The organism is Micromonospora sp. WMMD1082 (assembly GCF_029626175.1).
In the GTDB taxonomy this organism is placed as follows: Bacteria; Actinomycetota; Actinomycetes; order Mycobacteriales; family Micromonosporaceae; genus Micromonospora.
Map to the genome: position 1 here is coordinate 5,521,005 of NZ_JARUBM010000002.1, position 14,573 is coordinate 5,535,577.

A 14,573-nucleotide genomic window follows, 5' to 3' on the forward strand; every position below is an offset into this window, starting at 1 on the left:
TTCGTCGGCTCGGGTCTGGTGGGCGGCGGGCTCGTCGGCTCAGGGCTGGTGGGCGGGCTCGTCGAGGATGGCGCTGAAGCGCTCCTCGGCCAGGTCGAGCTGTTCGAGGATGTGTTGTTTCACGGGCGCGGACAGGGGAGTGTCGGCGCGGGTGACCAGGTCGCGGTACACCGGCACCAGCGGACGGTACTTGCGGGCCGAGGACTCGACCTTCGGGCCGACAGAGTGGATCACCCCGACGCCGTTGTCGGTGAAGTCGGAAACCTTGATCACCCGGGCCCACGGTTCCCGTTCGAGGCTGGCGGCGACGTGCTCGTGGTACTGCTGGTGGCGGTCCCGATCCGGATCCCACGGCGGGTTGGTGACCGCCGCGACCAGGCGCGCCACCCGGGGACCGAACCGATCGGCGAGCACGGCCAGAGCTGCGGCGGTTGGGTCGGCGGCGAGCGGGTCGCCGGCGGGCGGGTCGGCGGCCAACTCGGCGGGGTGGTCCTCGACGGCGTCGTGCAGCAGGCCGGCGACGATCACGTCGATGTCGCGTACCTGGTAGTGGTGCATCATCCGGATCGCCACCCGGAGCAGGTGGTTGAGGTAGGGCTCCCGGGACCGCCGGTCGTCGCGGTGCAACCGGGCGGCCAGGTCCAGCGCCTCGTCGAGGCGGCGCCGGTCGTCGGCGTCGAACGTCTCGCTCTCCAGCCGGAACCGCTCCCGCAGGCCGGCCTCGCCGTGCATCTCGGTGATCGCGTGCATCGGCATGGTGGCCAGGTACGGCGGCAACTCCATGCGTCTCTTATATCCGATCTCCCCCACCTTCCGGTGGACCGGCGCTGCCCGCCGCCGTCGGCGGCTGAGAGGATCTGCCCAAGCTGGACGGCACTGTCGTCCTGGTGGCCGACAACGAGTGGATCGCCCTCCCCAGCCCTCTGCTCCCTGAGCGTGGCACTGTGGCTGCTCGACACGCCGGCGCGTGAACAGCCACACCGCCACGTTGAGACACACACCTCAAGGGACCAGGGCGCGCCATAGCAGATCGTGGTGGGCGATGGGGATTGTCCACAGCGGGCCTGTCGTCCACAGGTGTGGCGCTTCGCCGTTGTGGGACCTTGGCGCTGGGCGGCACGGTCGGTGGCATGGACGCAGTGTTGGCGGAACTCGTGGAGCGCGGCCACGGCCTGGTGACCCGATCCGTCGTCGAGCAGGTCGTGCCGGAGTGGATCCTGCAACGGGCGTGCACCGACGGTGATCTGGTGCGGGTGCTCCCCGAGGTGTTCGCGGCAGCGCACCTGCTCGACGATCGGAGCGTCCCGCCGCTCACCCGGATCGGCCCGGCTCTCGGCCGTCGTGCGGTCTCCGCCTGGGTACGCGGGCGCGGCGCGCTCAGCCACCTCACCGCCCTCGATATCTGGGGGCTGCGCCGACAGCTGCCCGGGGAACTGCTGCACGTGAGCACGCCAGCCGCCAGCGGCCTGCGGAACCGGCCCGGAGTGCGGGTCCACCGGCGCCGTCGCCTCACCCTCGGCCCACCGTCGGTGGTGGTACGACGAGGGCTGCCGGTGACCAACATCGAGCGGGCCCTCGTCGACTCCTGGCCGATGCTTTCCCTGGGCGAGCAGCGAGCGCCGATGATCAGGGCGGTCAACGATCGGCTGACCACCCCGGGGCGGTTGCGGGCGGCGCTCGACGGCACGGCGAGGCTGGCTGACCGAGTCGCGCTGCGTACGCTGCTGACCCGGCTCGCCGAGGGCTGCCGCAGTCCGTTGGAGATCTGGGGGCACGAGCGGGTCTTCACCGGCCCCGGAATGCCGGCGTTCCAGCGGCAGGCGCGCATCACGATCGGGCACCGCACCATCTACCTCGACCTGTTCGCCGAGCCGGAACGCGTCAACATCGAACTCGACGGCGCCACCACCCATGGCGACCCCCGCCAGCGCGAGATCGACCTGCGCCGCGATGCGCAACTGGCTACCGTCGGCATTTTGGTCGTCCGTTTCGCCCATCGTCGGCTCGTGCGCGAGCCGGAGGTCGTACGCCAAGAAACCCTCGCCATCCTGGCCAGCCGCCGACCCCGGTGATCCCCAGAACGACGCACTCGTAATGCGTAGGGAGATCGGAACAGGCGTGAGTGGTCTTATGCTCTACCCGACCCTCCAGACGGGTGGACGAGGAGAGGCGGCGCGTGACTGTCGGGTACCGGATGGCCAGATCTCGACGCCTCCTGCTGCCGCTTGTCGTCGCCGTTGTTGTCGGCGCCGTGGGCATGCTCGGCGTGTGGCTGCTGCGCGACGGCCCGCGATCCGAGGGCCGTCCCGTGTGGCTGGTGTTCACCTCCGTCGCGGCGCAGGTCTCCGTGCAGGGCAGGCAGGAGGAACGCTGCGTTGAGGCGGTGGCGCTGGGCGAGTGCCTGCCCGTCATCCGGGTCTTGCAGGAGCCGGATGAGCCGCTGCGCGCGATCTCGCTGACCGGGGTCGTCTCGACCGGGGTGGTGCTGCTGTACTGGGGCTGCCGAGAGGGGGCCGGTGTCGAGGTCTGCACACCGCTGCCGCAGGGGCCGGAGGACGTGGTGTGCGTGACCACGTCCAGCCTGGAAGACGTGACCGGGAAAGCGACCTGCGCCGAGTTCAGCAAGCCGGTACCCGGAGCGGCTGACCGCACCGAGGTGGTCACGTTCGCGCCGGTGGACGCCGACGGCGCCGCGGCTGACGGTTACCGCGTCACCGACGCCGGTGAGAGATACAAACTGGACGATTGCTCGCCCGCGTACGCCGCCACCGCGCCGGACATCGTGTCGTGCTTTCCGTTCGCGCTCGGCGCGCACGCCTGCTGGGTCGAGGCGAGCCGCGAGACGGTGCTCTGCGGAATGCCGGGCAGCAACGAGCTGCGCCGGCATGCGGTGCGGAAGAAACCGGGCCGGATCGAGCCACCCGCGGAAGATCAGCGCCAGCCTCTGGTGATCGAGCTTCGAGACGGCACGAGGTGCACGATGCGGTGGGGCGGCCCGCACCCGCCGCTGCCTGATCAGCTCACCGCCCGCTATCACTGCGGGGACCATGGCATTCTCGTGCAGCGGCTGGAGGCGCCACTGTGGGTCGAGGCCGACCCGTTCTGGACGGTGGAGATTCTTCGGCTTGCCGATGTGCAGCAGGGCGACGCCGCGCCGCTCCGGCACGAGGTCGCGTTTCTGCACTACGCGGGCCGCCCGTAGCGCGTGGGCTACTTCAGCTCAATGATCTTCGGATTGAGGCCCCGATCCGTGCTGTACCGCGCGCCGTACTTCGGCACCGCCAGCCAGCCGATCGTGCGCAGCGCCTCACCCGATCCCAGGTCTACGACCATCGTCTCCTGGCGGCCGTCCTGGGTCACCTCCAGCACCAGTTCCCACTCGTACAGCACCGGTCGATTGGTCGCGCCGATGACCTCGAAGACCAGCGGCTCCCCCTCCGCTGCGAACCGGTTCTCCACGTCGGTGAAGTGCCGGCGGGTCGGATTCCCCCGCTCGTCCACGGTGACGGCGTTCTTGTCCGCCGAGTCCAGGTCGAGGTAGACCACGTCGACCGGCCCGCCGCCCTCTGGCGGAATGTTGAACAGCGTGCCGTCGGGCGCGGGCCGCTCTCCCCGCACCACGGCCCGCATGGAGTCGATGTGCACGGGCTGCTTCCGGTTACCGGTGAGGGTGACCCGGTAGCGCGACACGGAGACGCACTCCGGGCTGCAATTCTCGCCGACCCGCATGCCGCCGAGTGAGGTCATGGCCTCGCTGGTCACCGCGTGCTGCTGCTCAAGACTGGGAGTGGGCTGCCCGGGCTGCTGGTGGTAGAACGAGAACGCCTCGACCGGCAGCTTCTCCGGGAACACCCACCGCGCGCCGTCGTCGGCCTCGTGGTATGCCTCCCGGACGCTGACGTGGAACGGTGCCTCGCCCAGCACCAGCGGGTCGGTCGCGCCCTCCTCACGTTGCTTGAGCAACGGCGTGAACGCGTACGTTAAGGACACGCCGATGAGCGCCAGGAGCACGCCGAGCGCGAGGGCGTTGAAGGTCTGCCGTCGAGTGGAAAACTCATTGCTCACGCCGCCGTGACCCCCTGTCGGAGAGCTTCTCGCTACATCAATACCACCGGTTGGCGACCCGCCACGCTAGTGGCGAGGCTGGCGGACGTCCCGGCCGCCACGACGTACTCAAGGAGCCTGTCCGGTTCGCCTGTCTGTGCTGCGTTCATCGTGGTGCGATGCGGGCGGCGAGGTCGAGGGCGGCTCGGATCGGGTCGTCGGCCCAGCGGCTGGCGAACACGTCGTACAGGTGCCAGCCGGCGCGGGTGAGGGTGCGCTGCCGTTCCAGGTGGGCGGCGACCCCGTCCGGGTGCACCGCGCAGAGCAGCCCGACCGCGTCCGCGTCGTCGCCGACGCACAGGTCGACCCGCCACCGGCCGACGGGGTAGCCGGGCCGGACCGCCAGCCCGATCCGGGCCAACTCGACGGCGAGCGCGCGCGACCACGGGTCCGGCCCGGCGGCGTCCGGCTCGGGCCCGGGCGGCGGCTGGTCGGCGTACCGGAGGTAGTCGCCGACGATGCCCTCGGGGGCGCGCAGCGAGGTGACCACCGTGAGATGCCTCCGGGCCCGGGTGACCAGGACGTTGAACAGATTCGGCTCGGCCAGGAAGCGGTGCCGGGCCGGCGGGTCGCCGTCGACCAGCCCGAGTGAGGCGATCACCACGTCGGCCTCGCTGCCCTGGAACGCGTGCACCGTTCCCGTGCGCAGGGCCAGCCGTTCGATCTCGTCAACGTCGTACGCCGACAGTAGCGCCGCCTCCACCGCGTCCGCCTGCGCCCGGAACGGGCTGATCACCGCGACGCCGCCCGGGGGTGGTTGGGCCGCCAACGCGCGGACCAGGTCGAGTACCGCGTCCACCTCGGCCTGGTTGACGCCGTCGACCACGACGGCGTCGGCGACCGGCACCACGTCGATGGCGTCGGTCCGCTCGTTGCGCGGATGCCGGGTGACCAGCATCAGCCGGCCGTCGTAGAACCGCCGCGCGGAGAACCCGATCAGATGCGGGGTGGACCGGTAGTGCTCACCGAGCCAGGTGACCGGCGCGGCTCCGGCGGCCACGTCGAAGGCGCTGGACCGCCGGACGTCGAGCCGGTCGGCGTAGCGCTCCAGGCCGTGCCGGCGCAGCGCGGCGGCCACGTCCACGTCGGCGACGAAGGACACGAACCGCAGCTGTCGTGGATCACCGGCGACCAGCGCGTGTCGTGCCCGGGCGAGCACCGGGGCGGCCCGCAGCTGGTCGATGTGCGCCGCCTCGTCGAGTATCACCAGGTCGAACATGCCGGCCACCGGCGGCAACAGGTCCTCGACGTCGGCCACCGTGCCGACCCACAGGGGCAGGGCCCGCACCAGGGCGTCGGCGTTCAGCCCGGCGAGCAGTTCCCGGCGGCGGTTGCGCCCGGCCCGCAGGGCGGTGCCCAGACCGTTGGCGGCCCGCCGGGCCGGCGCCGTCCACCGGCGCGCGCTGGTGGCCTGGTGCCGCAGGGCGGTGCCGACCGCGTCGGCGAGTGCGGTGTCCGCCTCGGCCAGCCCGCGCCAGGCGGCCGTCAGGTCCGTACCGCCGCTGGTTGGACAGTCGCGCGGCGGCGCGCACGGTGTCCGCGGCGTCCACCGCGGCCCGCAGCCGTTCCATCGGTACGCCGGGGGCGGCGCCGGTCAGCCGTCGGAGCCGCCGGGCGGCGTGCGCGCGCCGCAGGCTCCGCCACCAGCCGTCCCCGTCGCGACTCGCGCCGTCCAGGGCGGCGCGGATCGCGGCCAGGTCGGCGCCCGGCTCGAACACCGCCGGAGCATCGTGGCTCAGGGCGGGCAGCAGCGGCTGCCAGCCGGGTAGGGCGGCGGCGAGTCGTTCCAGTTCCAGGGTCGCCACGATCCCGGCCCGAACGGCGCTGACGCGGTCCCGGGCGGCCGCCACGGCGGCGGCGTCCGCGCGCAGCCGTGCGTCGTCCACGCCGGCTGGCACCCCGCCGGTCAGGTCGGCGGCGATGGCTCCGCGCCGCTCGGCGTCGCCGAAGAGCACCGGGGGCGGCCCGGGGTGCCGGCGCAGCAACTCGCCCAGCACCTCAGCGGCGTGTACCGACTGGGTCGCCACCAGCACCGACCCGCCCCGGCCCACGGCGTCCAGCGCGGCGGCGACCAGGGCATGGCTCTTGCCGTTGCCCGGCGCGCCGGAGACCACCACCACGGGTTCGGTCCGGACCCGTCGGACCACCTCGCGTTGTGCGTCGTTCAGCGGCAGCGGCGACAGGACGTCGTCGGTCCCGCCGTTGACGGGGTCGCCCGTGGCGTCGGCCGTGGGGTCGGCCGTGGTGCCGCTCGTGCCGAGGTAGAGCCGGCTCAGCGCCGTGTCCGGCAGTCCGGGACGGCCCGCCCAGCCGCGCAGGGTGTCCCGGAACCGGCCGGCGGACACGTCGCGGCTGACGAAGATCGCGGCGGCGGCGACGGCGGTGAGGACGGTGTCGTCGACGCTGCGGGGCGGCCGCGGTACGACCGCGTCCACCGTCAGCCCGGCGGCCTCGGCCGCCGTGGTTATCCACCCGGCGGTGTCGGTCGCGGTCAGCCAGCCGGGTCCGGCGAGCCCCGGCGCGGCCTCCAGTCGGGCGGCGAGGTCCCGGTCCTCGATCAGCGGGGTCAGTTCGAGGTCTCCGGCGGGTTCGACCCAGTAGCCGCGACGGTGCCGCTCCAGGCGCACCGGCTGGGCCAGCAGCGGCAGGCGGATCCGCCGCCGGGCGCCGTCCACGTCCGCCCCGCCGACCAGGAAGACCAGGCCACGGCGGAGGATGCGCTCGTCACGGTGCAGCGCGTCCAGTGCCGCCAGACGGTCCAGCCGGGCTCCGCGCGGGCCTCGGTCCGGCTCGGAGAGCCAGACCAGTGGTCGCCCGGTCCCGGAGACGTCGAAGATCCGCTCGGCGCCGGCCGGAGCCAGGTCGGCGAGCGCGGTGAGAATGGCCGCCGCGTGCATCGCCCGCAGATTCTGCCGTACGACGGCGAGGCCGAACGCGGGCCCACGTTCCGTGGCCGGCCCGGCCGGCCCCGGCCGGCGATCGGTACCTGCCCGGCACCCCCTTGCTCTGCTTCACTGGACGCATCGCTTCCGGGGCGCTGCCGGTGCGTGGGTTGAAGCAGAGCAAAGGGCGTACAGCGGGAGGTGGGTGGGCCGTCAGGGCTGACGGTCCCACCCACGGGTCCGGCGTCGGCGGGTACGCCGGCGCACAGCCGCTAGCTGGCGTACGTCTCGAACTCGGCGACCCTCGGCGTGCCGGTCGAGCTGGTGATGTCGAAGGTGACCTTGCGCAGCGAGGTTGCCGCGAAGGTGATGACGCCGGCGCCGGTGCCGGAGGCCAGGACGGCGCCGTTGTCGTGGTTGAGGACCCGCCAGTTCCGGATGTTGCCGGTGGCGCCGGAGGCCTCACGGATGTTGATCCTGGACACGGTGGTGGCGGAACCCCACTTGATCGAGATCTGGCCGGTCGCGCCGCTCGGTGACCAGGCGGTGTTCATGTTGCCGTCGCGCACGTCGCCGTAGCTGGTGCCGCTGGCCTTGCTGGAGCCGTCGGAGTCGGCACCGATGCTCAGGTTGGTGCCGCTGGGCTGGCTCGGCGTCGGCGTGGGGTTGCTGGTCGGCGGGGGAGTGGTGGGGTTCGGCGGCGGCGTGGTGCTGGTCGGTCCGGCGGTCGGGCTCTGCGGCGTGCAGTTGCCGTTCGAGGTGCGGATGCCCCGGTTGGCGCCGGCCGTCTGGCTGACGATGCTCGGCACGCAGCTGGCCGCGTCGAGGCTGTACGAGTACGGGATGCTGACGCTGGTGTTCGACTGCGGGTTGGGGCCGGCCGGGTTGGTGTCGCCGCTGCGGGACGACCAGGTCACGTTGTCGAAGATGTTGCCGTTGACCTGCCAGTAGCCGGCCTGGTTGGTGTAGAAGGTGCCCAGCACGTCCTTGGAGTTCTGGAAGTAGTTGTTGTCCACCCTGGCCTGTGCACCGGCCCGGGAGTTGATGCCGGACTCGTTGAGCCGTACGTAGTGGTTGTTGTAGATGTGCGCGACGCCGCCGCGCAGCAGGGGCGCGCGGGAGTCGATGTTCTCGTACAGGTTGTGGTGGAACGTGACGTAGCCGTTCGACAGGTCGCTCTCGCTGGACCCGATGAGCCCGCCACGGCCGGAGTTGCGCAGGATGCTGTAGGACAGCGTGACGTACTGGGTGTTGTTCTTCAGGTCGAAGAGACCGTCGAACCCCTGCGATTCACCACCGGAGGCCAGCAGCGTGACGTGGTCGACCCAGACGTTGCGGACGTTGGCCTCCATGCCGATGGCGTCGCCGCCGTTGGACGTGGGCGAGCCCGACTTCTTGACGTTCCGGACGGTCACGTTCTGAATGATGATGTTGCTGGCCTCGCGGATGTGGATGCCGATCTGGTCGAAGATCGCCCCGTTGCCGACGCCGAGGATCGTGACGTTGCTGATCTGCTTGAGTTCGATCACGTCGGCGGCGGTGTTGCAGCTCGACCCCGACACCTTGGTGGTGTTGCCGTGGTTGATGGTTCCCTCGACCTGGATGATGATCGGGGTGCTGCTGCTGGCCCGGCCGCAGAGGGCGGCGTGGATCTGGGTTCCGGTGGTGGCGCGTACGGTCTGCCCGCCCGTACCGCCGGTGGTGCCACCGTTGCGGGTCGCGAAGCCGGTGGCGCTGCCGACCGCTGCCGACGCCTGCGGTGTCGTCAGGGCCACGCATACCGCGGCTCCCATGGCGGTGGCGGCCAGCCCGGCCAGGAGTCGCAGTGCGACTGGTCGTCTCATCCTCGTCTCACCTTCCTTGTTATCGGTGGTGGTGCTGCGATGCCGTGATGGGGTTTCCGGCCGGGGCTACAGCGGCAGGCGGTCGGCGCCGGCGAGCGGGCCGACCACGAGCGGCACCAGCGGCGCGGGTAGCACCGGCCCGTGGCGCAGCGTCGGCGTCCAACCGGCGTCGGGGCTCAGATCCGGGTCGTGTACGGCGTTGTAGGCGGCCACCAGGTCCACCGGGCGGGGCAGCCCGCCGGCCGGGTCGACCCAGTTGCCCCGGGTGGTGATGGCGGTGCCGTCCCAGTCGTAGAGCAGGTCGGCGGCGCTGATGCCGGTGCCGAGCACGAAGTGGTTGTTCTCCGCGTACACGGCGGACTGCACGCCGACGCCGATGGCGTACTCGAAGCCGTCGCCGCCGAGCCGGTAGGCGTTGTTGTAGACGTCCACCCGGCCGAAGCGGACCCGGGGCAGCCGCTGGAGCCCGCCGTCGAAGAGGTTGTGGTGCAGGGTGACGTCGAGCCGGCCGACGTCGGGGCCGACGGTGTTGGACGAGCCGATCAGCATCAGCTTGTCCCGGCCGACGAACCGGTTCCAGGAGGCGGTGACCAGGCTGGCGGTGTGGGTGATGTCCAGCGAGCCGTCGTGCACCTGGTAGGGGCGCCCGAAGTAGGTCGGCTGGGCGCTGTCGGGGTTGTCGCCGTCGGTGAACGTGTTGTGGTCGATCCAGACGTTCTCGCTGCGCCGCACCGAGACCTGGTCGTACTGCGAGTTCCAGTTGCCGGTCTCGCCGTCGGTGGGGGACCACGCCGGGAAGCAGTCCCGGGCGTCGTCGAAGGTGATGTTGCGGACGATGACGTTCGGGGCCCGGTCGATCATCAGGGTGAGGCCGGTCAGCCGCGCCCCGCGCAGCCCGACGAGGGTCGTGTTCGGGCCGACGTTGATCTGGGTCTGCCGGGTCTGGTTGGTCACCGACCGCACCCGGGCCTCCTCCACCGGCCCGCTCGGTGCCACCCGGCCCCACACCGCCGGGTCGTACGCGGCCAGGTAGGTCTCCAGGGAGTACCCGGGGTCGGCGAGGTCGGTGCAGTCGAGCAGCCGGCCGTCCGCGTCCTCGAACCCGTCGATGGTGCCGGTGACGTACACGATCTTCGGGGTGGAGTTCGTCGCGTTGGTGGCGTTGTCGCCACCGAGCGCGGTGACCAGTTCGGTGCGGCTGCTGACCACGTGGACCTGGTCGGTCGCGGCGGTGGAGCCGCCGGTGGTGCCGGGTCCGGCCGCGGCCCAGCCGTCGCGGGCGGGCAGCGCCTGCCGGCCGAGCTGGCGGGCCAGGGGTGACAGCGCCGCCGCGCCGCCGGGCGCGGGGCGGGGCCCGGACAGGGCGACCGCGCCGCCGTCGCCGGCCGGTGGGTGTGCCACCGCCGGGGTGGGTGCGACGGTCAGGGTGAGAGTGATCAATGCCGCGCCGGCGGCGAGTCTGCGCATCGGCTCGTCCCGCTCCTTCGTCGTTGTTTCGTATTAGTGACGAAGGTTACGGTTATGTTTTTATGGCGGTCAATATGTATCATGTGCAGCTTTGTTGCAGTAATTACTTTCGGCCGGGATCGCCCCGACGTGTACCGGTCGGGAAGCTGCTGGTCATCGCGTTGACCTCGACCCTGGCGGGATCGGGTATTTGTAGGTCCGTTGCGGTGCTGCCTCCTATTCCGGCCCGGCCAGAACGGCCCGCCATGGTGGCACCGCCCAGGACACGCCGAGTTCCGACGGCAGTGCGCCCTGCTCGGCGACCCGGCGCAGCACCTCGTTGATGCCCCGCACCCGCAGCACCCGCTGCGGGCCGTCGCCGACGGCGTCGACCAGCCCGCCGCCGAGCAGCGTCGGTGCGGGCGCCGCCTGCAGGGCGGTCAGCACGGCGGTGAAGGGTGCGGTGCGGGCCAGCGGTGCGATCAGTGGCACCCCGGGAGCGGCCCGGTGGGCGAGCAGGTTCTCCAGCAGCCCGCGCCGGCCGGGCACCTCGCGGGCAGCCGTCTCGCCGGGCAGCAGCAACCGGTCGGACGGGTATTCCAGGACCGCCCGCCCGGCGTCGCCGGTGACCCGCACCTCCCCGGCGAGGAAGTCCTCCCCGGCGAGGGTCACCGCCGCCACGATCGGTGGACCGTGCCGCGGTCGTACCCGCAGCATGGCGGTGTCGTCGACCTCGATCGGCCGCACCCGGTACCGCTCCACCTCGATGCTGACCGGCGCCACCGGCCCGCCGCCGACGGCCTCGGCGATCGCCAGGCACTGCATCACCGCGTGGGCCAGGGGGTTGGCCAGCGCGCCGTCGAGCACCGGCCGGCCGTCGACGGTACGCCGGCCGGCCCAGGGCGCGCGGGCGTAGTAGGCGTCCGGGCGCTGCCACGCGGCCAGCGTGGCGATGCCGCTCACCGCGCCCACCCGGCCGGCCGACATCGCGTCGGTCAGCGCGGTCAGCGCCGCCGAGCCGAGCGCCTGGAAGCCGACCTGCGCCACCCGACCGGTGCGGGCCAGCGCCCCGGCCAGCTCCTCGTGCTCGGCGGTGCAGAGCACCGGCGGCTTCTCCAGCAGCACGTCGGCGCCGGCGATCACCGCGTCCCGGGCGATCGGCAGGTGGGTGTGCGGCGGGGTGCAGATGACCACCACGTCCGGTGTGACCTCGGCGAGCATCGCCCGGTAATCGGTGAAGGTCGGGGTGCCGGCCGGCACCGGGGCCGCCGGCTCCTGCTCGATCGGCCGGGTGTCCACCAGCGCGGCCAGGCGCAGCTGCCCGGCGTCGTGCAGCCCGCCGATCACGCGCCGGTGCCACCGCCCGTGCCCGTTGGCGCCGACCAGCGCCACCCGCGGAACGTTAACAGGGGGCCCCTCCGCTACCTCAGGCGTCAGTAGCGGGCCCGTCCTCTCGCTCATGTCGCACCGGCCAGGGTGGCGGGGACGCCGTGCTGGTGCAGGTCGGTGAGCCAGGCGACCACGTCGGCGCGGACCTGCGGGTCGGCGGCCACCTCGGGCGGGACGACCTCGTCGAGCGCGAGCATCGCGTCGACGGCGCCGGTGGGGGTCCGCGGCGCGGCGGCCAGTGCCGCCCGGATCCGTTCCGCGAGGGGGTCGTCGAGCGGCAGCGACCGGCCGTCGTCGGCGGTGCCCTGGGCGAACCGGATCCAGGCGGCGACGACCAGTGCGGCCCACCGGGCGCTACGGCCGGCCGCGCGCAGGTCGGCGATGGTGTGCAGGATCCGCTGCGGCAGCTTCTGCGAGCCGTCCATCGCCACCTGGAGGGTGCGGTGCCGGATTGCCGGGTTGGCGAAGCGTTCCAGCACCTGCTCGCCGTAGTCGACCACGTCGACCCCGTCGGGCGGGGCGAAGCTGGCCGCGACGTCCTCGGCGATCAGCCGGCGCAGCACGGTGGTCAGGTGCGGCAGCGCGAGGGTCTCCGCGATCGTCTCGCAGCCGGCCAGGGCGCCGAGGTACGCGATGGCCGAGTGCACCCCGTTGAGGCCGCGCAACTTCAGCCGCTCCCAGGGGCCGGCGTCGGCGCAGAGCACCGCCCCGGCGTCATCCCAGGCGGGCCGGCCACCGGGGAAGTCGTCCTCGATGACCCACTGGGTGTACGGCTCGGCCGCCACCGCCGCGAGATCCGCGACGCCGAGCGCCCGGCGGGCCGCCGCCAGGGTCTCCGGGGTGCTGGCCGGGACGATCCGGTCCACCATGGTGCCGGGGAAGCCGACCTGCGCCCCGACCCAGTCGAGGATCGGTTGCGGCGTGCCCGCGTACGCCAGGGACTGGGTCACCAGGCCGCGCAGCCGGCGGCCGTTGGCGGGCAGGTTGTCGCAGCTGACCAGGGCGATCGGCCCGGCGTCGGCGGCGGCCCGGGCCAGCAGGCCACGGACCAGCAGCCCCGGCACGGTGGCCGGTGGCCGGTCGCTGGTCAGGTCGGCGACCAGCGCCGGATCCGGGCGCAGCGCGCCGCCCGCCGGGTCGAGTTGGTACGCCTTCTCGGTCACCGTCAGCGTGACCACCCGGATCGCCGGGTCGGCCAGCAGGGCCACCACCGCCAGCGGGTCGGCCGTGGCCAGTCGCACCCCGGCCAGCGCGCCGATCACCCGGGTGTGCGAGTCGGCGGCGGAGAGCGTGCTGACGCTGAAGAGGTTGTCCTGCGCGGCGAGGGTGTCGACCACGTCGGCGTTGCGCGGGGCCACGCCGACGATGCCCCAGTCGCCGCCGGCCAGGCCGATCGCCCGCTCGGTGTAGACCGCCTGGTGGGCGCGGTGGAACGCGCCGAGCCCGAGGTGGACCACGCCGGCGGGCACCGCGCCCGGGCGGACCAGTGGCCGGGCCTCGACCGGCAGCCGGCGCAGCGCGCCGAGGCCCAGCCGGGACGCGCCCACGGTCACCGCCACGCCGGGCCGTCCGGGAAACGGAAGGTGGCGATCGACTCGGGGTGCATGGTGGCGCTGTAGCCGGGTGCGGTCGGCAGCAGGTAGCGCCCGTCGCGGGTGCGTACCGGGTCGACGAAGTGCTCGTGCAGGTGGTCCACGTACTCCACCATCCGTCCCTCCAGACTGGTGCCCACCCGCAGGTAGTCGAAGATCGCCAGGTGCTGCACGTACTCGCAGAGGCCGACGCCCCCGGCGTGCGGGCAGACCGGCACGCCGAACTCCGCGGCCATCAGGATCTCGGCGAGGATCTCGTTGACCCCGCCCACCCGGCAGGCGTCGATCTGCATGACGCCGATCGCCTCGGCCTGCAACAGCTGCTTGAAGATGACTTTGTTGGCGGCGACCTCGCCGGTGGCGACCCGGCACCGCCCGCCGGTCAGCTCGGCCATCGCGCGGGCGATGCGGGCATGGCCGAGCACGTCGTCGGCGTGCGTCGGCTCCTCGATCCAGTACGGGTCGACCTCGGCGAGGGCGGTCATGTTGGTGATCGCCTCGTCGACGTCCCACACCTGGTTGGCGTCCATCATCAGCAGCGCGTCCGGGCCGATCTCCGCCCGGATGATCCGGGCGCGGCGCAGGTCGTCGGCGGGCGGGCCGCCGACCTTCATCTTCATCGCCCGCCAGCCCGCCGCGTACGCGGCGCGGGTCAGGGACCGCACCTTGTCGTCGGGATAGCCGAGCCAGCCGACCGAGGTGGTGTACGAGGGGAAGCCGTCGCGCTCCAGCACCGCGAGCCGGTCGGCGAGCCCGTCGCGTCCCTTGTCGAGGATCGCGGCGGCCTGGTCGGGGGTGAGCGCGTCGGTGATGTGCCGGAAGTCGACGTTGGCCACCAGTTCCTCGGTGGACAGCTCGGCCAGATAGCGCCACATCGGCTTGCCGGCCAGCTTGGCCCGCAGATCCCACACCGCGTTGACCAGCGCGCCGGTGGCCATGTGGATGACCCCCTTCTCCGGGCCCAGCCAGCGCAGCTGCACGTCGGCGACGAGGGAGCGCCAGAAGGCCACCGGCTCGGCGGCGATCTCGTCGATCGTACGGCCGGTCACGTGGTGTTGCAGGGCGCGTACCGCGGCGCAGGTGATCTCGTTGCCGCGGCCGTTGGTGAAGGTGAACCCCGCGCCGGTGGGCCCGCCGTCGGTGCTCAGCTCCACGTAGGTGGCCGAGTAGTCACCGCGGTTGATCGCGTCGGAGCCGTCGCCGCTGGCGGCGGTCGGGAACCGCACGTCGTGCACGGTGACCCCGGTGATGGTAACCGTCACTGAGCTGCCCTTTCGTTCGCGACTGCGGTGCTCCGCTGCGCTGCGCTCCTCGCG

The 14,573-nt window shown here is 72.6% G+C and carries 11 protein-coding genes; 2 read left to right on the forward strand and 9 right to left on the reverse strand.

Going from position 1 to position 14,573, the window contains the following annotated elements; genetic code table 11:
• Positions 1 to 39: 39 nt before the first annotated feature.
• Positions 40 to 783, reverse strand: a complete 744-nt coding sequence (locus tag O7615_RS25395; protein WP_278180303.1) for an HD domain-containing protein — start codon at positions 781 to 783, stop codon at positions 40 to 42.
• 347 nt (positions 784 to 1,130) lie between these two features.
• Between O7615_RS25395 and O7615_RS25400 the strand changes: the two genes are divergently transcribed.
• Both O7615_RS25400 and O7615_RS25405 read left to right on the forward strand, forming a co-directional pair.
• A complete protein-coding gene (locus tag O7615_RS25400; protein WP_278180304.1) occupies positions 1,131 to 2,072 on the forward strand; it encodes a DUF559 domain-containing protein in 942 nt (313 codons plus the stop codon).
• A gap of 194 nt (positions 2,073 to 2,266) precedes the next feature.
• Positions 2,267 to 3,202, forward strand: coding sequence for a hypothetical protein (locus tag O7615_RS25405; RefSeq protein ID WP_278180305.1), 936 nt, complete (start codon positions 2,267 to 2,269; stop codon positions 3,200 to 3,202).
• Positions 3,203 to 3,210: 8 nt separating this feature from the next.
• Here the strand turns inward: O7615_RS25405 and O7615_RS25410 are convergent, their stop codons facing one another.
• From O7615_RS25410 to O7615_RS25445, 8 genes are all read right to left on the reverse strand, one after another.
• Positions 3,211 to 4,065, reverse strand: a complete 855-nt coding sequence (locus tag O7615_RS25410; RefSeq protein ID WP_278180306.1) for a hypothetical protein — start codon at positions 4,063 to 4,065, stop codon at positions 3,211 to 3,213.
• Positions 4,066 to 4,210: 145 nt separating this feature from the next.
• Positions 4,211 to 5,323, reverse strand: coding sequence for an AAA domain-containing protein (locus O7615_RS25415; protein ID WP_278182225.1), 1,113 nt, complete (start codon positions 5,321 to 5,323; stop codon positions 4,211 to 4,213).
• Positions 5,226 to 7,001, reverse strand: a complete 1,776-nt coding sequence (locus O7615_RS25420) for an AAA family ATPase (RefSeq protein WP_278180307.1) — start codon at positions 6,999 to 7,001, stop codon at positions 5,226 to 5,228. The genes O7615_RS25415 and O7615_RS25420 overlap by 98 nt, the downstream gene beginning before the upstream one ends.
• A 257-nt stretch (positions 7,002 to 7,258) precedes the next feature.
• Positions 7,259 to 8,830 carry a pectate lyase gene (locus O7615_RS25425; protein WP_278180308.1) on the reverse strand — a complete coding sequence of 524 codons (1,572 nt, stop codon included), beginning with the start codon at positions 8,828 to 8,830 and terminating at the stop codon, positions 7,259 to 7,261.
• A 66-nt stretch (positions 8,831 to 8,896) separates the two neighbouring features.
• The gene (locus O7615_RS25430) at positions 8,897 to 10,297 is read right to left on the reverse strand and encodes a pectate lyase (protein ID WP_278180309.1); all 1,401 of its coding nucleotides are present in this window, start codon (positions 10,295 to 10,297) and stop codon (positions 8,897 to 8,899) included.
• A 216-nt stretch (positions 10,298 to 10,513) separates the two neighbouring features.
• The gene (locus tag O7615_RS25435; RefSeq protein ID WP_278180310.1) at positions 10,514 to 11,668 is read right to left on the reverse strand and encodes a Gfo/Idh/MocA family oxidoreductase; all 1,155 of its coding nucleotides are present in this window, start codon (positions 11,666 to 11,668) and stop codon (positions 10,514 to 10,516) included.
• Positions 11,669 to 11,733: 65 nt separating this feature from the next.
• Entirely contained in the window at positions 11,734 to 13,224 is a 1,491-nt protein-coding gene (locus O7615_RS25440; protein ID WP_278180311.1) for a mannitol dehydrogenase family protein, read from the reverse strand.
• Positions 13,215 to 14,519 (reverse strand): enolase C-terminal domain-like protein, encoded by a 1,305-nt coding sequence (locus O7615_RS25445; protein WP_278180312.1) that lies wholly within the window; start codon positions 14,517 to 14,519, stop codon positions 13,215 to 13,217. Before O7615_RS25445 ends, O7615_RS25440 begins: the two co-directional genes overlap by 10 nt.
• Positions 14,520 to 14,573 lie beyond the last annotated feature (54 nt).

Coding starts and splice junctions, on each gene's coding strand:
- O7615_RS25395 (WP_278180303.1), bottom strand. CDS start 783: ATGGAGTTGCCGCCGTACCTGGCCACCATGCCGATGCACGCGATCACC.
- O7615_RS25400 (WP_278180304.1), top strand. CDS start 1,131: ATGGACGCAGTGTTGGCGGAACTCGTGGAGCGCGGCCACGGCCTGGTG.
- O7615_RS25415 (WP_278182225.1), bottom strand. CDS start 5,323: ATGTTCGACCTGGTGATACTCGACGAGGCGGCGCACATCGACCAGCTG.
- O7615_RS25420 (WP_278180307.1), bottom strand. CDS start 7,001: ATGCACGCGGCGGCCATTCTCACCGCGCTCGCCGACCTGGCTCCGGCC.
- O7615_RS25425 (WP_278180308.1), bottom strand. CDS start 8,830: ATGAGACGACCAGTCGCACTGCGACTCCTGGCCGGGCTGGCCGCCACC.
- O7615_RS25430 (WP_278180309.1), bottom strand. CDS start 10,297: ATGCGCAGACTCGCCGCCGGCGCGGCATTGATCACTCTCACCCTGACC.